The 22,478-nt window shown below is 63.5% G+C and carries 16 protein-coding genes; 9 read left to right on the top strand and 7 right to left on the bottom strand.

Annotation, left to right across the window (positions count from 1 at the left end; translation table 11 throughout):
- Positions 1–13: 13 nt before the first annotated feature.
- Complete coding sequence (locus tag EC912_RS11375; protein ID WP_132144071.1) at positions 14–3,007, bottom strand: TonB-dependent receptor; 2,994 nt, start codon at positions 3,005–3,007, stop codon at positions 14–16.
- 51 nt (positions 3,008–3,058) lie between these two features.
- Positions 3,059–4,552, bottom strand: a complete 1,494-nt coding sequence (locus tag EC912_RS11370; protein ID WP_132144069.1) for a transglutaminase-like domain-containing protein — start codon at positions 4,550–4,552, stop codon at positions 3,059–3,061.
- A gap of 168 nt (positions 4,553–4,720) precedes the next feature.
- Between EC912_RS11370 and EC912_RS11365 the strand changes: the two genes are divergently transcribed.
- The 7 genes from EC912_RS11365 to EC912_RS11335 are packed head-to-tail and all read left to right on the top strand — an operon-like array spanning position 4,721 to position 12,458.
- Positions 4,721–5,869, top strand: a complete 1,149-nt coding sequence (locus EC912_RS11365) for a DUF819 domain-containing protein (protein WP_132144067.1) — start codon at positions 4,721–4,723, stop codon at positions 5,867–5,869.
- A 22-nt stretch (positions 5,870–5,891) separates the two neighbouring features.
- On the top strand, positions 5,892–7,283 hold the full coding sequence (locus EC912_RS11360; protein WP_132144659.1) for an SH3 domain-containing protein: 1,392 nt from the start codon (positions 5,892–5,894) through the stop codon (positions 7,281–7,283).
- A gap of 40 nt (positions 7,284–7,323) precedes the next feature.
- A complete protein-coding gene (locus EC912_RS11355; protein WP_132144065.1) occupies positions 7,324–8,418 on the top strand; it encodes a dipeptide epimerase in 1,095 nt (364 codons plus the stop codon).
- A 10-nt stretch (positions 8,419–8,428) separates the two neighbouring features.
- Positions 8,429–9,280, top strand: coding sequence for a MurR/RpiR family transcriptional regulator (locus tag EC912_RS11350; protein ID WP_132144063.1), 852 nt, complete (start codon positions 8,429–8,431; stop codon positions 9,278–9,280).
- 21 nt (positions 9,281–9,301) lie between these two features.
- Positions 9,302–10,072: a L,D-transpeptidase family protein gene (locus EC912_RS11345; protein ID WP_132144061.1), complete on the top strand. Its 771-nt coding sequence runs from the start codon at positions 9,302–9,304 to the stop codon at positions 10,070–10,072.
- Positions 10,069–11,313, top strand: coding sequence for a dicarboxylate/amino acid:cation symporter (locus EC912_RS11340; protein WP_132144059.1), 1,245 nt, complete (start codon positions 10,069–10,071; stop codon positions 11,311–11,313). Before EC912_RS11345 ends, EC912_RS11340 begins: the two co-directional genes overlap by 4 nt.
- Complete coding sequence (locus EC912_RS11335; RefSeq protein ID WP_132144057.1) at positions 11,310–12,458, top strand: NAD(P)/FAD-dependent oxidoreductase; 1,149 nt, start codon at positions 11,310–11,312, stop codon at positions 12,456–12,458. The genes EC912_RS11340 and EC912_RS11335 overlap by 4 nt, the downstream gene beginning before the upstream one ends.
- A 207-nt stretch (positions 12,459–12,665) precedes the next feature.
- On the opposite strand, the gene sucD is transcribed toward EC912_RS11335, so the two are convergent.
- Together sucD and sucC are read right to left on the bottom strand one after the other, a co-directional pair.
- A complete protein-coding gene (sucD, locus tag EC912_RS11330) occupies positions 12,666–13,538 on the bottom strand; it encodes a succinate--CoA ligase subunit alpha (RefSeq protein WP_132144055.1) in 873 nt (290 codons plus the stop codon).
- Positions 13,539–13,548: 10 nt separating this feature from the next.
- Positions 13,549–14,781 (bottom strand): ADP-forming succinate--CoA ligase subunit beta, encoded by a 1,233-nt coding sequence (gene sucC, locus EC912_RS11325; protein ID WP_279389028.1) that lies wholly within the window; start codon positions 14,779–14,781, stop codon positions 13,549–13,551.
- 274 nt (positions 14,782–15,055) lie between these two features.
- Here sucC and EC912_RS11320 point away from each other — a divergent pair, with 274 nt between their 5' ends.
- A complete protein-coding gene (locus EC912_RS11320; protein WP_132144657.1) occupies positions 15,056–16,690 on the top strand; it encodes an ATP-binding protein in 1,635 nt (544 codons plus the stop codon).
- A gap of 68 nt (positions 16,691–16,758) precedes the next feature.
- A complete protein-coding gene (locus tag EC912_RS11315; protein ID WP_132144051.1) occupies positions 16,759–18,147 on the top strand; it encodes a sigma-54-dependent transcriptional regulator in 1,389 nt (462 codons plus the stop codon).
- 332 nt (positions 18,148–18,479) lie between these two features.
- Here the strand turns inward: EC912_RS11315 and EC912_RS11310 are convergent, their stop codons facing one another.
- From EC912_RS11310 to EC912_RS11300, 3 genes are read right to left on the bottom strand one after another with little or no spacing between them, the layout of a single operon-like run.
- Positions 18,480–20,036 (bottom strand): response regulator, encoded by a 1,557-nt coding sequence (locus tag EC912_RS11310; RefSeq protein ID WP_132144049.1) that lies wholly within the window; start codon positions 20,034–20,036, stop codon positions 18,480–18,482.
- Between the two features lie 52 nt (positions 20,037–20,088).
- Positions 20,089–20,535, bottom strand: a complete 447-nt coding sequence (locus tag EC912_RS11305; RefSeq protein ID WP_132144047.1) for a response regulator — start codon at positions 20,533–20,535, stop codon at positions 20,089–20,091.
- A complete protein-coding gene (locus tag EC912_RS11300; protein ID WP_132144045.1) occupies positions 20,532–22,331 on the bottom strand; it encodes an ATP-binding protein in 1,800 nt (599 codons plus the stop codon). Before EC912_RS11300 ends, EC912_RS11305 begins: the two co-directional genes overlap by 4 nt.
- Positions 22,332–22,478 lie beyond the last annotated feature (147 nt).

The raw sequence follows: 22,478 nt of genomic DNA, 5'->3' as shown, positions 1-22,478 counted from the left end.
AGGGGAGAGAACATCAGAAATCCAGCGAAACCGTCAACTGGCCGAAGCGGGGAGACTGGAACCGCTGCGGCTGGAGATAGGTCGAACTGGTGCCGCCGACCGAGGTCTGGAGGTCCTGGTCCACGCCAAGGGTGCGCTGCTGGTTAAGCAGGTTATAGACGGCAAGCTTCACGCGCAGATTGTTCTTATCGCTGACGGGAAGCAGATAGGTCACGCTCGCGCCGAGGTTATACGTCCACGGCGTCCGCTCCTTGCCACGCGGCGAGGACTGGTAAACCCGGTTTTCCGACACCGGGTCCGCACAGTTCTGCACGCAGATGAAATAGCTGTGGTACACGGTCGCGTCGTATGGATTGCCCACGCCATAGCCGGTGATCGGGCTGCCCGAGAGCAGGACCAGATCGGCGCCCACCTGCCAGTGCTTGTTGATTGCGTACGTGCCACGGAACTTGAACTGGTGGCGATGATCGTTCGGCAGATAACCGCTGCTGAGGTTGACCCACGGATCGTCGAAGTTTTCCGTGCGGCCGGTGTCGTCGAAGTTGGTGTCCGAATTCACCGGGCCTTCCGCATTGCCGCGGTTCCATGACAGCACGTACGACGCATTGAACGCCCACTTCTCGTCCCATGCGCGATCCACCTGAAGCTCCATGGAGGCATAGGTGCGCTTCGGCTTCTTCCATCCGCGCTGGCCAAGATAATTACCCTGCGCGTCGTACATCGCCCAGCCCTGCTTCGACGTGTCGACGGTCAGCCAGCCGTCCGGCTTGCCGTCGCAGTTGGTGTCCCCATAAACGGTGACCTTCGAGCCTGGATTGGCCATCACCCAACCGACGTAGCCATTGCCGCCGCACTGGGGCGTCGCGCTGATCTCCATGTCGTCAATCGCGTTATGCAATTTGCGGTAGGTTCCGCTGACACCCCATGACCACTTGTCGTCGATCGCCTGCTGGAAACCGAGGATCGCCTCGTCCTGGTAGACCGAGTCCATATCGCGGTCCACTTCGGAACGCAGATCGCCCACGGTACCGTTGCCCTGCGAGTTGTCGACCTGACCGATCTGCGGCCCGAGGATCGGCATCGCGTAAGGCGAACCGTTGCGGTCGAGTATCTGGTAACCGTTGAAGGCGTAGTACGTGCGCTCGTCGAGCAAGCCGCCCGCCTGCTTGATATTGATCACGTTGGCCACGGGCAGGTAATAGCGGCCCAGATTGCCGAAGATCTTGGTCGTACCGTCGCCGTGCAGATCCCATGAGAACCCGAGGCGCGGCGCGATCATGTTGTCCATCTTGATATAGCTGGCACCATTGCCCGCCTTGTTGTCGAAGGCGTCGCTGCGCAGGCCGACATTGAGCAGGAAGTTCGGTGTGATCGACCAGTTGTCCTCGAGGTAGTACGCAGAGTTGGTGGTTTCGAAATTGCCGCCGATCTCATAGCGACGTGCTCGCACGTAGGCTGTATAACCCGCCGGCACGACACCGCCGTTCTCGATGGTCGCGCCGGGCGTCGTCGCGTAGATGTTGTAGTAGAAGGCGCCCGGACCGGGATAGTGGCGCTGGTAATCGGACGAATCGACTTCGTGGTCGTAACCGAAACGCACAAGGTGTTCGCCGAGGTTCCATTCGAAATCGGCGCGACCTTGCTTGCGCACGTCTTTGCGCTTTTGCACCGACGTGCTCGTACTGCAACCCAGCGGAACGCCGGGCGCCGGCACGGCCGATGTCCTGGCGACGGGATTGCACTCCAGATCGCTCTGGGCCCGGGTGAATGCCTCCCGCTCGTTGCGTCCATACATCAGCTTCATCGAGAAGTCGTTGGTCAGATAACTGGTATAGGTGAGATTCCAGTTCTTGCCGCCGGTGTCGCTGTAGATTTCGTCGTTCTTCGCGCTGGTGGTTTTCGTGTCGAAATCGTAGTTGTAGACCGAGCCGATGTTCTTGTCCTTATCGGAGAACGCCATCAGCTCCAGCAGGTTCTTGTCGTTGATATGCCAGTCGATCTTGGCGCCCCAGAAGCCGCTGTCCGTATCGTTCTGGGTCATGACCGTGCCGGTGTTGTCCGTGTTGCGCGGGGTATAACCGCGCGCCTCGTACATCGCGAAGAAGAACAGTTTGTCCTTTACGATGGGACCGGACGCGTACACGTTCATCTTCGTGCGCGTGTAGCGGTCGTCCGACGAGGTGATGTACCGCTCGCCATCCCAGTAACGATCGTTCTGCTGTGCCTGCCAGGCACCCGGCTCGAACGTCATTTCGGTACCGGCCTTGAACTCATTGGTACCCGAACGCGTGACGGCATTGACCACGCCACCGGTCGTGCGACCGAATTCTACCGAATAGCCGCCGGTCTTTACCTGGAATTCCTGATAGAACGCGAACGGCGCCTCGGAGAAACCGTTGCGGTTATAGAAATCGGTAACGTTGAGGCCGTTCACGTAGAACGAGTTCTCGGCCACGGACGAACCGCCGAACGAGATACCGCCGAATCCGGCATTGCCCTTGTTGACGCCTGGCGCCAGCAGCGCCACCGACTGGACGCTCTGGTCCACGGGCAGTCGCGCGAGCTGGTCGCGGCTGATATTCGTCGCCGTTTCCGTCGAGGTAACGTCCACCGCGGTCACGACGCTGGACGCGGTGACGCTCACGCCTTCCAGCTCGGTGGGGGTACCGCTCTTCTCGCCGATATTCACCGTGGTGGCGTTGCCGAGACTGACGTTGACGTTCACCGGATCGCCGACCGGCTTGCCGTCCTTGCTGCTTTCCAGCGTGTAGCGACCGATAGGCAGGAACGGAAAACGGTAATTGCCGCTATCGTCCGCCGTGACCGACCGGGTGAGCCCGGTGCCCGGATCGCGCACCGTTACCGTGGCGCCCGCCTTGGTACGGCCGACCACGGAACCGTCGGTATTCGCCGCATGCGCTGGTTGCCACGCCGCGAAGCAAAGCCCGATTGCCACACACAAAGCCCCCCGACGCAGCATGCGCCGGCTCGTGTTGATCTCCCCCATCTCCCCACTCCCATAAGATGATGTTATCGATACCGCAAAAAGTGACTTGAGTTAGCCGCCGCCGCTCCCCTGCGCTGGCGCCACCGTCTGCCACTGAAAGTCGTAATCCCACTGGTCGAAATACAGGTTGCCGCCCTTCCACTCGACTTCGCCACGCTGCGAATCCACGGTCTCGGACCGGAAGAAGCGCTTCGCCGGTACCAGCGGCTGCGAATAGTCGTCGTTGAAAGCGATGCGATACGCATCGAGGCCGCCGAGGTAAAACCATTCCAGCGCGGCATCGCCGGGCTTCGCATGCGGCCCCGGATGCAGGCGACCGAAGGTCACATCCATGGGCACCCAGCCATACGGCGCCAGATACACCTGACCCCAGTCGTGGATGTTGTTGTACTTGCCATCGGAGAATATCCAGCCGGACTGCCAGCGCGCGGGGATGCCATTCATGCGCAGCAGCGTCATCAGCAGCAGCGTCTGTTCGCCGCAATCGCCATGGCCGGCATGCAAGGTGTAGTCGCCGATATTCGAAAGGGTCGAGTACTCGCGAGCGCCCGCCCAGGGAATACGGTCCACCGCGGCGAACAGCTTCTGCGCGACAAGATACGGATTGGTTTCGTTACCGACGGCATCTCGCGAGAACTTGCGCATCGCATCGGTGAAAACGATATGCGGCGCGCGCTCGGCGACGTAAGGCGCCAGCTCGGGAGTCATCGGCGCACGCACGACTTTCTTCGCGTCGATGGCCTGATAGCGTGCGTACAGCGTGACCTCGTAGGTCACGGCGAAGGTCGTCGGCTTGCCCGACCGTGCCGGCTGCTCCAGATAGGCCGTGCGCTGCAACGTCGCTTCCGGTGCGATATCCGCTTTCACGGGTTCGCTGCGGATCAGGCGGACGTCTTCCTGCTGACCGGCGATGGCGCGCGGATACGGAATCCAGGCGCGTATCGTCTCTCCGGCGGGCACCGCATCGGCGTTTACGGTTACGGTCTGCGTCACGCGGACACGTCGCGGCAACACGCTGTTTTTCCCGCTGGCCAGCGCGGCGTCGCGTACGGCGCGATGGTGATCGTTGAGGAGTTCGTTCGGGCCGTCGTCGAACGGCGTCTGTACTTTGCGGCGAGCCAGCGCTTCGGGACTTACGCGAAACAGGTTGCCGGGCGATCGCTTGAAGTAAAGGGTACGTCCGTCGATGACCTGCTTTTCCAGCAGTCCCGCTGCATCCCATCGTGCGAATTCGGCGTCGGTAAGATCGGGAATCTGCTTGCGCAGACGCGTCTTCACCGCATCCGCGTCGAGCGTGAAGTCGATGAGTATCCGGCGCATGCGCTCGCGCTGGAACAGCAGCTCGTCGTTCTTCTGTGCGGAGACGCCGGGGGCCGAAAGGGCCTTGGCGATATCGGCTTCAGCCTCTCGAAAGTGGCCCGCGTCGATCAGCCCGACGACCTGCCGCACCGGATCGCCGGCCTCCGCCGCGATCGCGCCGAAGGACGCCGCGAGCAACAGGATGGCGACACAGGCGGTACGCCCGATCGCGTTTTGACGTGCCATTGCCGGTTTCACCGCCCCAGGTCCCCTTCTCGAAAGAAGCTGCTGTCGCTGCATCGCTTCGAGGCTGTGTAACATGCTTGCAAAGCGCGGTCAATAATTTATGCTTCAGGCGTAGACAATCGGAATAGATATTCCTGACTCCGCCCCGGCGGCACCCAAAGGGACCCCATGATCCAGTCGGTTTGGCCTTATCTCGCCGTAATGCTGCTTGCCGCCGGTTTCTGGCCAGCCATCGAACGCCGCTTCGGCTGGAAGGTATTCGAGGTTCTTCCCCCCATCGTCCTGACCTATCTGATGGTCACGGCGCTGTCGGTTGCCGGCCTCTGGGGCGCCAGCGAGGAGATCCACGCGGCGCAGTCGATGCTCGTCGCCCGGCTGGTTCCCGCCCTGCTGTTCCTGCTGATGATCAACTGCGACCTGCGGGCGATCTTCGCGCTCGGCCCGCGCGTGCTCGCCGTGTTCGTGTGCACGTCGATCAGCCTGTTCATCGCCTTCGTCGTCACTTTCCTGATGTTTCGCCGCTGGTTGCCGGGCGACGGATGGATGCCGCTGGCGTCCCTCAGTGGTAGCTGGGTGGGCGGCACGGCGAACATGATCGCCGTGAAGCAGGCGATCGGCATGTCCGACACCGCATTGGCGACGACACTGCTGACCGACGCGCTGGGTTATTCGATGTGGGTGGTGGTGCTGTTTTCGGTAGCGCGACTCGCACCGGCGTTCAATCGCTGGGCCCGCGCCAAATCCAGTGCGGATATGGCCGTCGCCGAAACGGCGCCGCGCGCGCCCGCCACGGGGGACAGCGTGCTGCTGTGGCTGGGGCTCGCGCTGCTCGTCGCCGCGTTGTCCGCATGGCTGGGCGCGGAACTTCCCGTCGGCAGCATGGTGACGGGCACTACCTGGACGATCCTGCTCGCCACGGGCGCGGGACTGGTCGCCGCGCATACGCCGTTGTCGCGCCTGCCCGGCGCGCAGGCGGTGTCCAGCGCGCTGCTGATTTCCGTCGTCGCGGTACTGGCGTCGCAGAGCAGCTTCGCTGGCATCGCCGCCGCGCCCATGTATTTACTGTGCGGCCTGAGCGTCATCGCCATCCATGCGGTGCTGCTCGCGCTGGCGGCACGCGTATTCCATTTCGATCTTTACCTGTGCGGCATTTCCTCGCTGGCGCACATCGGCGGCGTGGCCGCGACACCGGTGCTGGCCGCCACGTACTCGCGTTCGCTGGTACCCGTGGGCATCCTGCTCGCACTGCTCGGCTATATCATCGGTACGGGCTTCGGTCTGGTGGTAGCGACCGTCCTGTCGAGACTGGCTACCTGATAAGGACGACGGTATGCATACCCTGAGACGTTCCCTGCTCGCCGCGACACTCGCACTGGCAATGGTGGGTGCTCCGGTCCTCGCACGCGACGCGTTGCCCGTTCCTCCGTCCGGCGTCATGGGCATCGCCGATGCGCAGCTCACGCCGGAGTTCTGGGTGGGCAGGCTCACCGCTCCCGACGCCGTCGTGCTCGATACCGCGGCTATCGCCGCGCTCAATGCGAAGGTCGCGCGCCTCGATCCATCGATGCACGACATTCGCCACCTTCCCGCCACGCTGCCGCACGATCGGGTCGGGGCATGGATCGCGAAGCTGTCGAAGCGGCCGTCCGGAGCATTGTTCGACGCCGCCGGTAAACCGGTACCCTCGTCCGCGATAGACGCGGTAATGGACAACGTCGCGCTCGCCGCCATTCCCGCCGAAGTATCGCCACGCTACGGCATGGCGGTACGCCGCACCGCCCTTCGCGGCTATCCTACCGATGCGCGCGTGTTCAGTCACGCCGGCGATACCGATATCGATCGCTTTCAGGAAAGCACGTTATTCCCGGGCGATCCGCTGGTCATCGCCCATACCAGCCGCGACGGCCGCTGGCTGTTCGTCGTCAGTCCGCGCTACGCCGCGTGGGTCGTCCGCGAGGATGTCGCCGAAGGATCGGCCGACAAGGTGTTCGCATACACGGACCGAACGCCGTATCGCGTCGTCACCGGCGCGAAGCCGCGTACCGTGTTCACGCCCGAAGCGCCGGCCGTTTCCGAAGTGCAGCTGGATATGGGAACGCGCTTTCCACTCGACACGTCGCTGCCACCCGATCAGCCCGTCAACGGCCAGAGTCCGTATACCTCGTGCGTGCTTACCCTGCCCGTCCGTGGCGCCGATGGCTCGCTGTCCTTCCAGCCGGCCCTGCTGCAACGGAATCAGGATTCGGCTGCCGACTACCTCCCGCTGACCCGCGCCAACGTCATCCGTCAGGCATTCAAGTTCCTCGGCGAACGCTATGGTTGGGGACATGCGTACAACGGTCGCGATTGCAGCGGCTTCGTGTCGGATGTCTACCGCAGCATGGGCGTGCAGATGCCGCGCAATACCAGCGACCAGAGCATCAGTCCGGGGCTCGACCATCGCCGGTTCACCGATGCGGACAGTCACGATGCGCGCGAAAAAGCCGCGCTTGCGCTCGAGGTCGGCGACCTGGTTTACATCCCCGGCCACGTGATGATGGTCATCGGGAAAATCGATGGCCAGCCCTATGTGATCCACGACGTCGGCGGCATGAGCTATCGCACGGCCGACGGCACGATGCGTCACGTCAAACTCAACGAGGTATCGGTCACCCCGCTGTTGCCCATGATGTTCAACGACCGCCAGACGTTCGTCGACCGCATGACCAGCATCGTCCGTATCCGTCCCTGAAGTCATCCGTGCGCCCCTTTCTCTCGATCAGCGGGAATCAATGAAAATCACCGATATCCAGTTCGGCATGCTGCGCGTGCCGTTGAAGACGCCCTTCAAGACGGCGCTCAGGACCGTCGACAAAGTCGAGGACATCGTCGTCATGGTGCATACCGACGACGGGAACATCGGCTATGGCGAGGCGCCCGCGACCGCCGTCATTACCGGCGACACCCATGGCTCGATCGTGGATGCGATCCGGCATTACATCGCGCCCCGGCTGATCGGCCAGGACGTCGCGGACCTCAACCGGCTGACCCAGCTGATCCAGGGTTCGATGGAAAAGAACTCCAGCGCGAAAGCGGCGGTCGAAATCGCCGTCTACGACCTGTGGGGCCAGCTTTACGGCGCACCGCTCTACAAGTTGCTCGGTGGCGGCGATCCGGTAATCACCACCGATATCACCATCAGCGTCGACTACATCGACAAAATGGTGGCCGATTCGATCGATGCCGTGGAACGGGGTTTCGAATCGCTGAAGATCAAGGTCGGCAAGGACATCGGCGTCGACATCGAGCGCGTGCGCGCCATTTATGCCGCCGTCGAAGATCGCGCCCTGTTGCGCCTGGACGCCAACCAGGGCTGGACAGCCAAGGAAGCGGTCTACGCACTCAACACGCTGGAGAATGCAGGCGTCCGCCTGGAACTGGTCGAACAGCCCGTGAAGGCGCGCGATCTCGAAGGCATGCGCTACGTGACCGAACGCGTGCACACGCCGATCATGGCCGACGAAAGCGTGTTCGGCCCGATGGAAGTCATCGACCTGATCCGAATGCGCGCGGCCGATATCATCAACATCAAACTCATGAAAACCGGCGGTATATCCAACGCCGTCCGCATTGCCGATATCGCCGGCATGTACGGCGTGGAATGCATGATCGGATGCATGCTGGAAACGAGCATCAGCGTCGCCGCCGCCGTCCATGTTGCCGTAGCCCATGCCAATATCATTACGAAGGTGGATCTCGACGGACCCTCGCTGTGCCTGTACAACCCCGTCGATGGCGGCGTGATCTTCAACGAGTCCGAGATATCGGTGACCGACGCGCCCGGCCTGGGCATCCGCGAAATTCGCGGCCTCGAACCCTGCGGCTGAGGTTGCCCCCATGTCGCCACTGGTCAAGATTCGTTCCGAACGCGACAGCATGTCGGCGGTAGAGCGGCGTATCGCCGACTTCATCCTCGAGAACGCGCTGTTGCTGCGCGACTATTCCTCGCAGCAACTGGCGAACGCGCTCGGCATCAGCCAGTCCAGCGTCGTGAAATTCACCCAGAAGCTGGGCTTCCGCGGTTATCCCGACCTCAAGTATTCGGTAGGCGAGGCCATCGCACGCGACAATGGCGACGCGGATAACGTGGCGACGGCCGCCGACGCGTCGGACGATCCGCCCGGCACCGTTCTGTGGCGACGCAAGAACGAAGCGGAGGAAGCCACACGACTGATCAACTCGCGCGAAACCGTCGAGCGTACGGTGCAGGCCATCGACGCAGCCGGCCGGTCGGGCAAGGTGTTCATCATCGGCCTGGGCGAGGACGATATTTACGCGCGGGGATTCGCGCTAAAGCTGTCGCTGCTCGGCATTCTCGCCATTTACCAGTTCGATGCCGCGCGCATGGCCGCCAATATATCCACCGCGCAGCCGGGCGATGTACTGCTGGCGTTCTCCGAGCATGGCAAGCATCCGGGACTATGCAAGATCGCACGCTTTTTCCATGAACGCCGCGGCCAGGTGATTACGGTCACGCGGCACACCTCCAATCCACTGCGCGCTCTGGCGGATATCGCCCTGGTCGTTTCCGCACACGACGACCTGCCGTACATCCAGTCGCTGGTGTACCAGTCCTCGTTGCAGCACCTGCTCGATACCGTATTCGTCAGCCTTTGCGAAAGCGACGACACGCGTCATGCGCAGCTGGTTGCCAACCTCGACCGCATCCAGCAAACGCTCGATTCCTGACCCGACCGGACGCCAACGCCCATGCCAGAACTTCGACGTTATCCGCGCGCTGTCACCGCTGCCCTGATGTTGTTTGTCAGTGCGATGCCGTATGCCCGTGCAACCGATGCACCTGTCGCATGGACAAGTTCCCGGCAGATGGTGCTGGTGATCGTCGACGACTGGAATACCGATCACGGGACGTTGCGTACGTATACGCGCGATGGCGATGCATGGCGGCCGGATGGCGCAACATCGGACGTGACGATCGGAAGCAACGGTGCGGCGTGGGGCATCGGTCTCAACCCGGCCCCGTCCAACGGACCCGTAAAAGTCGAAGGCGACAACCGTAGCCCGGCCGGCGTATTTCGCATCGGCCCCGCATTCGGTTACGCGGAAACGAGCGGAACCGGCATGCCGTATCGCGGGCTCACGGCATCCGATTACTGCGTCGACGTCAGCGACTCGCCTTATTACAACCAGCTCGTCGACACGCGAAAGGTCGGAGAGAAAGCCGTCGAAGGCTCCACGGAACCGATGCGGCGCGACCTGCATTTCAACGGCGACCATGCCTACCGGATCGGCTTCGTGATCGAACACAACCCGGATGCACGCAAGGGCAAGGGCAGCTGCATTTTCGCGCACCTGTGGAAGTCGCCCACCTCGCCGACCGCGGGCTGTACGGCCATGACGGATACCACGATGGAACGTCTGCTTGCCTGGCTCGACCCGAAGAAACAACCGGTCTTCGTACTTCTGCCGAAGAACGAATACGCCCGGCTGCGCAACACCTGGCGGCTGCCGGCACCGTGACGCCGACGCGACGGGTACTCATCGGTCTGGCCGCCGGCGCCATCCTCGGCATCGCGCTCGCCTCGTACGCGCCGGATACCGCCGTGCACGTGGCGGATGCCGTGCAGCCGCTTGGCAAACTGTGGCTGAGCGCGTTGCAGATGACCGTCGTGCCGCTGGTACTGGCGCTGGTTGTCGTCGGCGCGAATGCCGCAACGGATGCCGCTGCCTCGGGACGTATCGCCCGGCGCGCGCTGATCGTCTTTATCGTGATCCTTGCCCTGGGTGCCGCGGTCGCCGCGCTTGCCGCGCCCATGTTGTTCGCGTTGTTTCCGCGCAGCGCGGCACTGACCGACGCACTGAACCATGCGGTCGCGACGCATGCACCCGTTGCCGCGGCGCCTGTCGGTTGGGCGGACTGGCTCGGCGGCATCGTGCCCACCAACGCGATCATGGCGGCGGCGCAGAACGCCATGCTGCCACTGGTGGTGTTCGCGATGTTCTTCGGTTTCGCGCTGACCCGCATCGACACGACGCGCCGTACGCTGGTCGTCGGCTTTTTCCAGGCCGTCGCGGACGCGATGATCGTCATCGTGGGCTGGGTACTGGCGGTCGCGCCGTTCGGCGTCTTCGCGCTGATTCTGGCCGTCTGCGCACGCGCCGGCCTGCATATGCTTGGAGCGCTCGGCGTGTACGTGCTGGTGGAATGCGCGATTTATATCGTCGTCACCGCACTGATGTTGCCCGTCGTTCGCGTGTGGGGCCGCGAATCGATGAGCCGTTTCGCCGTCGCCATCGTCCCGGCGCAGATCGTCGCGGCCAGCACGCAGTCGTCGCTGGCGTCGATGCCCGCCATGTTGGAAAGCGCGGATCGACGACTGGGCTACCCGCCGGCCGTCACCGCGCTCGTGCTGCCCATGGCGGTCTCGCTGTTCCGGTTGACCAGCCCCGTGCAGTACGTCGTCTCGGCGAGTTTTATCGCATGGGCTTACGGGATCGATCTTGGCGTGGCGCAACTGGCCGCCGGTGCGGCCCTCGCGGTGGTGATCAGCCTTGGCTCGATCGGGCTGCCGGGACAGGTGACCTTTATCGCCACTAATCTTCCCGTCGCACAGGCGATGGGCTTGCCGGTAGGACCGCTGGGCCTGATGCTGGCGGTGGACACGCTTCCCGATGCGCTGGCGACGCTGGGCAACGTCACCGCGGACCTGGCGGCGACGAGCGTCGTCGCCGCTCAATCGCGTAAAGACGACGACGCATGAACGACACCACGGACTTCGACATCATCGTGATCGGCGCCGGCATCGCCGGTGCGTCGATCGCCTGGTTCCTCGCACCGCACGCGCGCGTGCTTATCCTGGAACGCGAAGCCTTCGCGGGCATGCATACGACGGGCCGTTCGGCCGCGCACTTCAGCGAGTCCTACGGATCGCCGCAGGTGCGTGCGCTGACCCGCGCCACGCGTCCGTTTCTCGACCGTCCGCCCGCCGGCTTCGCAGGACATCCGCTGCTGCTCCGTCGCGGCAATGTCGTTATCGGCAACGTCGCGCAGGCCGATCGCGTGCGCGAGGAGTACGAGACCGTGAAGCCGCACACGCACGACCTCGAATTAATCGAAGCTCGTCGCCTTCTGGCGATGGTGCCGGTGCTGCGTCCGGAAGCCGCGCATATCGCGCTGTTCGAACCCAGTTCCGCGGATATCGACGTCAACGAATTGCATCAGGGTTTTCTGCGTGGCGCACGCGCACGGGGAAGCGAATTACGTCTCGATGCCGATATTCGCGGCATCGCGCGTAACGCCGGTCGCTGGGAAGTCGCCTGCACGGAGAGGGCCTATCGCGCGCCGGTGCTCGTGAACGCCGCCGGTGCCTGGGCGGACGAGGTGGCCGTGCAGGCCGGCGTCGCTCCCATCGGACTCGAACCCCGACGCCGCTCCGCATTTCTTTTCGAGCCGCCGCCGGCCATCGATACGAGCACATGGCCTTTCGTCGTGGATATCGACGAGACCTTCTATTTCAAACCCGACGCGGGGCTGCTGCTGGGCTCGGCCGCGAACGCCGACCCCGTCTCGCCGCACGACGTGCAGCCGGAGGAATACGACATCGCGCTCGGCATCCATCGCATCGAGGAAGCCACGACGATGACGATCCGCCGTCCGACGCGTACGTGGGCGGGATTGCGTTCGTTCGTGGCCGATGGCGATCTCGTCGGCGGTTACGACACTGACGTGGAGGGTTTTTTCTGGCTTGCTGCGCAGGGCGGCTATGGCATACAGACCTCGGCGGCGATGGCCGAGGCGTGTGCGAACCTCGTGCTGCACCGGCCATTGCCGGCGCATCTGGTGGATGCGGGGCTTTCTGCGGAAATGCTTGGGCCGGCGAGACTAAGACGCGACCCGCTCTTGTAGGAGCCCTCTTGCGGGCGAAAGCCGACGAAGCGGCGATGCCATACGTGACATCCGCAGCCAACAGATCGGGCTAGCGGATGTGAGCATCCGTCTTCCTCGCCCTGTTGGCTTTCGCCCGCAAGCGGGCTCCTACAAAAAAAGTGTGTCGCCAAACAAAAAGGCCGCGGCAATGCCGCGGCCTTTCGTACTACGAACGCTTGCGCGCTCTTACTTCATCAGACCCGCGAGCGTCTTGCCGAGATCGGCAGGCGACTTCACGGTGGTGACGCCGGCTTTCTCAAGCGCCGCGAACTTCGCGGCCGCCGTGCCCTTGCCACCGGAGATGATCGCACCGGCATGGCCCATGCGCTTACCGGCCGGAGCCGAAGCGCCGGCGATGAACGATACGACCGGCTTCTTCACGTACTGGGCGATGAACTCGGCCGCGTCTTCTTCCGCGCTGCCGCCGATTTCGCCGACCATGATGATGCCTTCGGTCTGCGGATCGTCCTGGAACAGCTTCAGGCAGTCGATGAAGTTCAGACCGTTGATCGGGTCGCCGCCGATGCCGATGCAGGTCGACTGGCCGAGGCCTTCGTTGGTGGTCTGGAAGACCGCTTCATAGGTCAGCGTGCCCGAACGCGACACGATGCCGACCTTGCCCGGCTTGTGGATGTGACCCGGCATGATGCCGATCTTGCACTCGCCCGGGGTGATGATGCCGGGGCAGTTCGGACCGATCAGGATGGTGTCCGGATGCGACTTCAGCACGTTCTTGACGCGCAGCATGTCGAGGACCGGGATGCCTTCGGTGATCGTCACGATGACCCGGATGCCGGCTTCGACGGCTTCGAGGATCGAGTCGGCCGCGAACGGAGGCGGCACGAAGATGACCGACGCGTCGGCGCCGGTCTCGTTGACCGCTTCCTTCACGCTGTTGAAGACCGGCAGACCGATGTGCTCGGAACCGCCCTTGCCCGGGGTCACGCCGCCGACGACCTTGGTGCCGTAGTCGATGGCCTGCTCGGCGTGGAAGGTGCCCTGCTGGCCGGTGAAGCCCTGGACGAGAACCTTGGTGTTCTTGTTAACGAGGACGCTCATGGTTCTCTCCTCAGCCCTTGGCCGCAGCCACGGCTTTCTGGGCCGCGTCGTTGAGATCGTCGGCCGGCGTGATCGCCAGACCGGAGTTCGCCAGCAGTTCGCGGCCTTTCTCTACGTTCGTGCCCTGGAGGCGCACGATGACGGGGATCTTCAGACCGACTTCCTTCACCGCGGCGATGATGCCTTCGGCGATGAGGTCGCAGCGAACGATGCCGCCGAAGATGTTGACCAGGATGGCCTGCACCTTGTCCGACGACAGAATCAGCTTGAACGCTTCCGTGACGCGTTCCTTGGTGGCGCCGCCACCGACGTCGAGGAAGTTGGCCGGCTCGCCGCCCGCCAGCTTGATGACGTCCATGGTGGCCATCGCGAGACCGGCACCATTGACCATGCAACCGATCGTGCCGTCCATCGTCACGTAGTTGAGGTTGTGGCGGATCGCGGCGGCTTCGGCTGCGTCTTCCTGCGTCAGGTCGCGCATGGCGGCCAGATCGGCGTGACGGAATTCGGCGTTGTCGTCCGAGTCGACCTTGCCGTCGAGGGCGGCAAGGTTGCCGTCTTCGAGCACGGCGAGCGGGTTCAGCTCGACCAGCGCGAGGTCTTTCTCGTTGAACAGCTTGTACAGGCCAAGCATGATCTTGGTCAGCTGGCCGACCTGCTTCGCGTTGAGATCCATCGCGAAACCGAGCTGGCGGCACTGGTACGGCTGCAGGCCTTCGACGAAGTCGACGGAGAACGTGTGGATGTCTTCCGGCGTCTCCTTGGCAACCTGCTCGATGTCCACGCCGCCGTGCTTGGAGGCGATGAACGAGATGGCCTTGGTATCGCGATCGACGAGGATCGAGAGGTACAGCTCGCGGGCGATGTTGGTCGCGTCGGTCACCAGCACCAGGTTGACGGGCAGCGCACGGCCGGCCGACTGGTAGGTTTCCATGTTGGTGCCGAGCATGCCCTTGGCAGCGGCGCGGACGTCGTCCAGGCTGCGGCAGAACTTGACGCCACCGGCCTTGCCGCGACCGCCGGCATGGATCTGGGCCTTGACCATCCACTGCGTGCCACCAAGGTGCTTGGCGGCGTCGACAGCGGCATCGGGAGAGTTGGCGACTTTGCCCGGCGGTACGGCGATGCCGTATTTCGCGAAGAGCTCTTTAGCCTGGTACTCGTGGAAATTCATTCGATACCTCGAGCGAACGGAAGAAAACGTACGAATGCGTACAAGCCAGCACGCGGCTTGTACGGGCATGGGGGATGGTGCGCGCGGGGGCGCGGCGCCTTCATGCAGTGCGTGGAGCCGACAGGACGTCGTCGGGTTTTCACACAATACGGCCGGGTATTTTCCCGGAAGGGCGCCCAGATGGAAAGGGGCGCGGTGCCGTTGCCCGTCCGCGAAGGCCTTTAGCGGCTCCGGAGAAGCCCAAATGCCCCCGATAACCCGAAATGTGTCATGACGGCTTCCGTCCACGCCTATACTGCCGGGGACTGAGGGACGCCAGGCGGAGGCTCGAACCGTGTCAACTATCGCGTCGAACCTCACCACGAGGAACAGCGGGGGAAATCAGAGCACGGCGCGTCACGAGCTCTTCTTTTTCAATTATTTCCGCCTGGGCCAGGCCGCTGTCTATATCGCCCTGGCTTTCCGGCCGGGCCACCTGGCGTGGCCCACCCTGCCCGATCCGTTGCTGGCCCGGGTCATGGCACTGGCTTACCTGCTGGTCGCGCTGGTCATGGTGGCCCGCACCCGGCAGGCGCTGAATCACCCTGTTCTGGTCGTGTCCGCCGGCCTCGTCTTCGACGTGCTGGCCGCGGCGGTCGCCCTGATCCTGATGCACGATGTGCGGATGGGCGTGGCGATGATGCTGGTGGTGAATATCGCCACCGGCTCGCTGCTGCTGCCGTTGCGGCTATCCATGTTCTTCGCCGCCGTGGCCTCGCTGGCCATGCTGGGGCATACCTTCTTCGACGAGCAGCCGGGCAGCGGCGACCGCGAAATGCTGGAATACGCACTGTTCGGCGTGGCCTATTTCGCTTCCGCATCATTGTGTTACGTACTCGGCCGGAATATCCGCGCATCGGAGGCGTTGGCCGAGCAGCGCGGCATCGACCTGGCCAACCTCTCGCAGGTCAACGAACTCATCATCCGGCGCATGAAAACCGGCGTGCTGCTGGTGGACGAGGGCAATCGCATCCACCAGCTGAACGAATCGGCGTGGATGCTCATGGGCAATCCCTCGGCCGACCAGCGCGACCTGGGCACGCTGGCCCCGGAACTGTCCCGACGCCTCTATCACTGGCGCACAGCGGGCAAACTGGATGAAACGGCCACGGCACTCGCCGACGGCGTCCCCGAGGTCGTGCCCCGCTTCTCCCGGCTGGCGCCCAACGACGATTCCCACGTCCTGATCTTCCTGGACGACACCTCGCTGCTGTCGCGCCGCGCCGAGGAACTGACCCTCAGCTCGCTGGGGAGGCTTTCGGCGTCGATCGCCCATGAAATCCGCAATCCCCTGGCCGCCATCCACTATTCGGCGCAGTTGCTGGCCGAATCGACGGACATGAACGACACCGACCTGCGCATGGTCGAGATCATCAACAACCACTGTTCGCGCCTCAACGAAATCATCGAGAACATCCTCCAGCTGTCGCGCCGCGAGCGCTCCCGGCCGGAAACGCTCGACCTCAGCCAGTGGGTCCACCACTTCGTGGCCGAATACCGCCAGGGCAACGACCTGGGCGCCGACATCCTGCGCGCCGTGGCGCCGGGCGAGCCGGTGGCCGCCGTCGCCGATCCCCAGCATCTGCAACAGGTCGCCTGGAATCTCGTCCAGAATGCACTGCGCTACGGGCGCATGCCGAACGAGCCGGCACGGGTGATGATCGTGGCGCGCAACTCCGACACGGGCACGCCCATCCTCGAAGTCATCGATCGCGGTCCCGGCATCCCCCCGAAAGTCGCCGCACAGATATTCGAACCCTTCTTCACCACGCACGAATACGGCACGGGGCTTGGCCTCTACCTGGCTCGCCAGATGAGCGAGGCCAATCAGGCCGCACTGGAATACGTACGCGTGGCCGGTGGCGGCAGCTGCTTCCGGATCAGCCTCACTCCCCCCGCACGAACCGCTGCCTCCGCCCCCGTGGCGGCAAGAGCGTGAACGCCGCGCTTTGCGAAGGCGTCCGGGCAGGGTTAACCTTTCACGCTTAAGGACATCGACCGGAACTCATGAGCAAACAGACCGTACTGGTCATCGACGACGAGCGCGATATCCGCGAGTTGCTGACCATCACACTCGGTCGAATGGAACTCGACGTCGACGCGGTAGGCAGCGTCAGCGAAGCGCGGAGCGCACTGGCCGGTCGTCGTTACGACCTCTGCTTCACCGACATGCGCCTTCCCGACGGCAGCGGTCAGGAGCTGATCGAACTGATCAGCGAGACCTATCCGGAAACGCCGGTGGCCATGATCACGGCCTACGGCAACGTGGACGCGGCCGTGAACGCACTGAAAGCCGGCGCTTTCGACTTCGTGTCGAAACCCGTCGACATCCAGTTGCTGCGACGGCTGGTGCGTACCGCGCTGAAGCTCTCCGAAGAACGCAAAGCCGAAGCCGGCGGCGCGAAGGGTGCCCAGTCCTCCGATCGCCTCATCGGCACTTCGGCCGCGATGCAGCAGGTGCGCTCCACCATCTCCAAGCTCTCGCGCAACCAGGCGCCGGTCTATATCGGCGGCGAATCGGGCGTGGGCAAGGAACTGGTCGCCCGCCTGATCCATGAAATGGGCCCGCGCGCTCCCGGCGCCTTCGTGCCCGTGAACTGCGGCGCCATTCCGTCGGAGCTGATGGAAAGCGAGTTCTTCGGTCATCGCAAAGGCAGCTTCACCGGCGCCCACGCGGACAAGGAAGGCCTGTTCCAGGCGGCACAGGGCGGCACGCTGTTCCTCGACGAAGTCGCGGAGCTGCCGCTGCACATGCAGGTCAAACTGCTGCGCGCCATCCAGGAAAAAGCGGTACGCCCCATCGGCGGCCGCGACGAAATTCCCGTCGACGTGCGCATTCTGTCCGCCACGCACAAGGATCTGGCCGCGCTCGTCGAGCAAGGTCTGTTCCGCCAGGATCTTTTCTACCGCATCAACGTCATCGAGCTGCGCGTTCCACCGCTACGCGAACGTCGCGGCGACGTGCCCGCGCTGGCCGATTTCATCCTGCAGCAGTTGGCCACCGAATCGGGCATGCCCAGCGGTCGCCTGAAGCCCGACGCACTCGCGGCCCTGGAGTCCTATCATTTCCCGGGCAACGTCCGCGAACTGGAAAACATCCTCGAGCGCGCCATGGCCATGGCCGAAGGCGACACGATCGAAGCGGGCGATCTGATGCTTCCCCAGCGCACCCATACCGCCGACGGCACGGGCGGCGCGGCTGTCCCCGCGACGTCCGCATTGCGCGGAACGGCACACAGCGATGTACCGCTGGAAGATTACATTTCCAACATCGAACGCGACACGATCGTGAAAGCGCTCGAAGAGGCCCGCTACAACAAGACCGCTACCGCGCGGAAACTCGGCATCACGTTCCGTGCGCTGCGTTACAAGCTGAAGAAGCTGGGCATCGACTGACACATAGGGCGATCGAATCTGACAGATCCGTTCGCCCTGCGCCGACAACCGCACGGCTCCCGGATTTCCATACTCCGCAACGGCGTCCGCATACCGCGGTCGCTCTCACGGAGCTCAGGCATGCGGAAATCCCTGGCACTATTCGCGCTCCTTGCATCACCCATGGCATCGGCGCAGGTCGTGGACCATTGCCCGCGCCCCTCGGCAATCGTCAACGATCGCGGCGTCCACCACGCGGCGACGCCGCTGAGTGCACGTTTCGCAAGACCGCCCACGACTGATCCTCAACGGCGCTCGTCGGGAGGAACTGCTCGTTGCAGGAGCGCGACGGCTTAAACGACTTTCCCTTCGCTTGCATCCAGCGCCTCGCGCACCGTGCGCAACAACGCCCGTGCCTGCACGGGCTTGTCCAGTACGTAGAGATGTTCCAGGGTCGGAAGTTCGTCGAGGTTCGGCGGGGATTCGGGGCGGGCAAGGAGAAGTACCGAACGTTTGTAGCCGCGTTCCAGCAACGCCGCCAGCGTGCGCACGCCCGTGAACAGATTCATGTCGGCATCCAGTACGACGAGATCGGGAATGCCGTGCGCTTCGATCCATTGCAACGCGGCGGTGCCGCTCTGGCTCGCGCCCGCCTGATAGCCGTAAGCGTCCAGGGTATCGACCAGCAGCGAGAGCTGCATCGCTTCTTCGACGACAACCAGTACGCGCTCGGCTTCGCCAAGCAGACCGGTTTCGGTGCGCATCGTTTCCGCGATCGAGTCGTCGCCCTCGGCAAGCGGCAGGTACAGATGGAATTGCGTGCCTTCGCCGGGTTTGCTGCGCACACGCATGACACCGCCATGGCTGGCGATGATGCGTTTGCACGAAAGCAGACCGAGCCCGGTACCGGTTTCCTTGGTGGTAAAGAACGGCTCGAACAGACGTTGGAGGACGTCCTGCGACATCCCTACGCCAGAATCGATCACGCTCAGGCGAAGATAGCGACCCGCGGCGGGCTGCTCACCTTCGACGAAGAAGTCCTCGGGAAGATTGATCTGTGCCGTTTCGACACGAAGCTGCCCGCCATCGGGCATAGCCTGAAGCGCATTGAGGCACAGGTTCAGCAGACACTGCTGCAGTTCGGTGTGGTTGCCTTCGATGGAAATTTCCGGGTCGAAGACATCGACATCCATCTGCACCGTGCGCGGCACACTGCCCTGCATCAATAATTTCAGCGCGTCGAGCAGCGCCCCGAGGCGTACCTGCTCCGCGCGACGTGCGCCACGGGCGAACGAAAGCATCGACGAAACCATTTCCAGCCCACGCCGTCCGCAGTCGCGCACCAGCGCACCGAGACGCGCCAGGCGCGGATCGTCGGCGTAGTCCTGCAACGTATCCCCAGCCAGCAATAACGGCTGAAGAAGATTGCGCAGATCGTGACTGAGACCGCCAGCCAGCAACGCCAGGCTCTCGAAGCGCTGCGCACGAATCAGCTCCAGCTCGGCGCGCGCACGCGCACGCTGCTCTTCGGCCTCGCGCAATGCGCGACGCACCGCGGACGCAAGACGCACGGTGTTCTGCTTGAGGATGTAGTCGGTGGCGCCGTTGCGCAACGCTTCGATGGCCGCCTCTTCGCCCAATGTCGCCGAAACGAAGATAAACGGGATATCGCTGCTGCGTTCGCGCAACACTTCCAGCGCACGTTCGCCGCTGAATACCGGCATGCTCAGATCGGACAGAATGATATCCGGGTGGAATTCGTCCAGCGCCTGCGTGAAGGCCGCCTCGTCCTCGACCAGACGTACCTCGTACTCGAGGCCATCCATATCGAGCTCCGAAAGCACGAGCTCCGCGTCGAGCGGGCTGTCCTCGACCTGGAGAATCCGGACCTTTTGCGCTTGTCCATTCATGTGGGTATGGATCTCGTCGTTCCGCTCGTGACTCTGGTTCGGATGGGGTGGTTCAGATGGGATCGGGGCGCTGGTTCAGCACTGCCCAGAAATGACCGAGCGTCTGCACGGCGGTGAAGAATTGCTGCGCGTCGACGGGCTTCAGCACATAGGCGTTGACGCCCAGATCCCAGCTCCGCGCCAGATCGCTTTCCTCGCGGGACGAGGAAAGAATGACCACGGGCAGGCGCCGGCGCTGTTCGTCCGTACGCAACTGCTTCAGCACTTCGAGACCATCCATTCGCGGCATCTTGATGTCGAGCAGCACGACGGCGGGATCGCCCTCGGGACGATCGGCGAAGCGGCCGCGACGATAGATATAGTCGAGACAATCGACACCGTCCTCGACATGGACGATGGGATTGGCGAGCTTGGCCTCGCGTAGTGCATCCATCGCCATTTCGGCGTCGGCACTGGAGTCTTCGACGAGCAGGATGGTGCGCAGGTCGCGTTGGTTCATGTGTCACCCATTCTTGAGCCCGGCACATCGGAGGCCGGTAGTGAAAAGTGGAAAGTGGCGCCGCGGTCGACTTCGCCATCGGCCCAGGTCCGTCCGCCGTGGCGCGCGATGATGCGGCGTACGTTGGCCAGGCCGATGCCGTTGCCGGGAAATTCCGAAGCGCGATGCAGACGCTGGAACACGCCGAAAAGTTTGCCCGCGTACTGCATGTCGAAACCGGCACCGTTGTCCGATACCGTGAATTCGTAGTCCCCGGCACCCGTGCGGCCGAGTTTGACCTCGATCAGCGCGCGCTCCCGGTGAGACGTATATTTCACCGCATTGCCCAGCAGGTTCTGCCAGACCGTGCGCAGCATGTTTTCGTCGCCGATCACGATGGGCAGCGGTGCGATACGCCAGTCGATATGTCGTTCCTGCGTATCCGATTCGAGAAGCGCCTTCGCTTCTTCGACCAGCGACTGCATGTCGACCGGCTGCAGACGCAACGCGCCGCGGCCGAGCCGCGAAAAAACCAGCAGGTCGTCGATCAACTGGGCCATGCGCCGGGAAGAACTGCTGATGACGTCGATGTAATGACGCGAGCGCTCGTCGGCATCTTCCCCCAGCTGGGCTTCCAGCTTGCCGGCGAAACCGGAGATATGCCGCAGCGGGGCGCGCAGATCGTGCGATACCGAATAGCTGAACGCTTCGAGCTCGCGATTCACGTCAGATATCTGTTCGACCTTGCCTTCCAGCTGACGGTTCAGTTCGTTGACCTTCTGCTCGACCAGCGCACGCGCGGTGATATCGCTTACCGTCAGCAGCAATGCCGGCTTCTTGCTGTCGGGCTGATGGATGCGACGGGCGTTGATCACCACGAAACGGTCGATGCCATCGACCGTGCGCTGGGTAAGTTCGTAGTCCCACAGTTCGCGATCGCGCGCTATCACATCGTTCAGCCGCTGCAACAGAGCGCCATCGGTCCAGGCACCGTCGCCGACGTCCTGAAGCGGAATGTTCCTATCCCGGTCGCTGTCGATACCGTAGAGCTCGCCGAAGGCGGTGTTCACCAGCAACGTGCGCAGGTCGTCGTCGAGCATGGCGATCGGCTCGCGGACGGCCTGCACGATCAGCAGCGACCGCTGCACGGCTTCCTGCATTCTCGATTCGGCATTCAGACGGATGGCTATCTGCCGCTCGGAAACGACGACGACGATACCGAGCAAGGCTATCTGCGCCAGCGCGGCGATCAGCAGTACGAGCCGGTTATTCGTGGCCAGTTCGTTCGCGCGTTCGCGACGCGCGGTGAGCAAGGTGTCTTCTTCGGCCACGACCTGGGAGATCAGATCGCGAAAGGCGAAGAGCTTGCGTGAATCTTCCATCGATTCGAGCGCACCGGTGCGGTCGCCGGCATGCAGGCGCTTGAGTGCCTGATCCATCAGTACGATGCGGCCGTTCGCCACGGCCTCCAGCGCGCCAAGACGCGTCATCTGCGAAGGATTGTCGCGCATCATGTCGCGCAGGTTGCCGAGAACGCCGGGAACGACCTTTCGCGCGCCTACGGCGCGATCTTCCAGCACGGGATCGACGACGGCACCCGGCGCAAGCATGGTGTAGACGGCCGCTTCGTTATCGCGCAGGGCGGCTTCGAGGCGATAGACGCTGGTCTTGACCTCGGCGGTATGCGTAACCCAGTCGCGCGAAACGAGTGCATCGTCGGCGCTGGAGCGCGTCACGATATAGGGAAGCCCCACGATCACCACGACGGCGACCAGCAGGCCGGCCATGCGCCAGCGCAGTCCGATACGTTGGATCATGCGACCACTACCCTCACAGCCCTTCCTGCCCGGGACGGACACGCATTCTGGCACGCTTCGCGCGTGCATGCTGTTGACGGGACGGTCACGGAGGCCTCGGAATCGATGCAACAGGCGCCCCTTCGCTTACCCCGGACGCGTCCGATT

Origin of the sequence: Luteibacter rhizovicinus, assembly GCF_004342265.1 — a bacterium.
In the GTDB taxonomy this organism is placed as follows: Bacteria; Pseudomonadota; Gammaproteobacteria; order Xanthomonadales; family Rhodanobacteraceae; genus Luteibacter; species Luteibacter rhizovicinus_B.
This window is presented reverse-complemented; position numbering and strand designations above follow the sequence as displayed.

What these genes read in the sequence shown, in the direction of transcription:
- EC912_RS11375 (WP_132144071.1), bottom strand. Translation starts at nt 3,007, where the DNA reads ATGGGGGAGATCAACACGAGCCGGCGCATGCTGCGTCGGGGGGCTTTG.
- EC912_RS11370 (WP_132144069.1), bottom strand. Translation starts at nt 4,552, where the DNA reads ATGGCACGTCAAAACGCGATCGGGCGTACCGCCTGTGTCGCCATCCTG.
- EC912_RS11365 (WP_132144067.1), top strand. Translation starts at nt 4,721, where the DNA reads ATGATCCAGTCGGTTTGGCCTTATCTCGCCGTAATGCTGCTTGCCGCC.
- EC912_RS11355 (WP_132144065.1), top strand. Translation starts at nt 7,324, where the DNA reads ATGAAAATCACCGATATCCAGTTCGGCATGCTGCGCGTGCCGTTGAAG.
- EC912_RS11350 (WP_132144063.1), top strand. Translation starts at nt 8,429, where the DNA reads ATGTCGCCACTGGTCAAGATTCGTTCCGAACGCGACAGCATGTCGGCG.
- EC912_RS11345 (WP_132144061.1), top strand. Translation starts at nt 9,302, where the DNA reads ATGCCAGAACTTCGACGTTATCCGCGCGCTGTCACCGCTGCCCTGATG.
- EC912_RS11335 (WP_132144057.1), top strand. Translation starts at nt 11,310, where the DNA reads ATGAACGACACCACGGACTTCGACATCATCGTGATCGGCGCCGGCATC.
- sucD (WP_132144055.1), bottom strand. Translation starts at nt 13,538, where the DNA reads ATGAGCGTCCTCGTTAACAAGAACACCAAGGTTCTCGTCCAGGGCTTC.
- sucC (WP_279389028.1), bottom strand. Translation starts at nt 14,781, where the DNA reads ATGCCCGTACAAGCCGCGTGCTGGCTTGTACGCATTCGTACGTTTTCT.
- EC912_RS11315 (WP_132144051.1), top strand. Translation starts at nt 16,759, where the DNA reads ATGAGCAAACAGACCGTACTGGTCATCGACGACGAGCGCGATATCCGC.
- EC912_RS11310 (WP_132144049.1), bottom strand. Translation starts at nt 20,036, where the DNA reads ATGAATGGACAAGCGCAAAAGGTCCGGATTCTCCAGGTCGAGGACAGC.
- EC912_RS11305 (WP_132144047.1), bottom strand. Translation starts at nt 20,535, where the DNA reads ATGAACCAACGCGACCTGCGCACCATCCTGCTCGTCGAAGACTCCAGT.
- EC912_RS11300 (WP_132144045.1), bottom strand. Translation starts at nt 22,331, where the DNA reads ATGATCCAACGTATCGGACTGCGCTGGCGCATGGCCGGCCTGCTGGTC.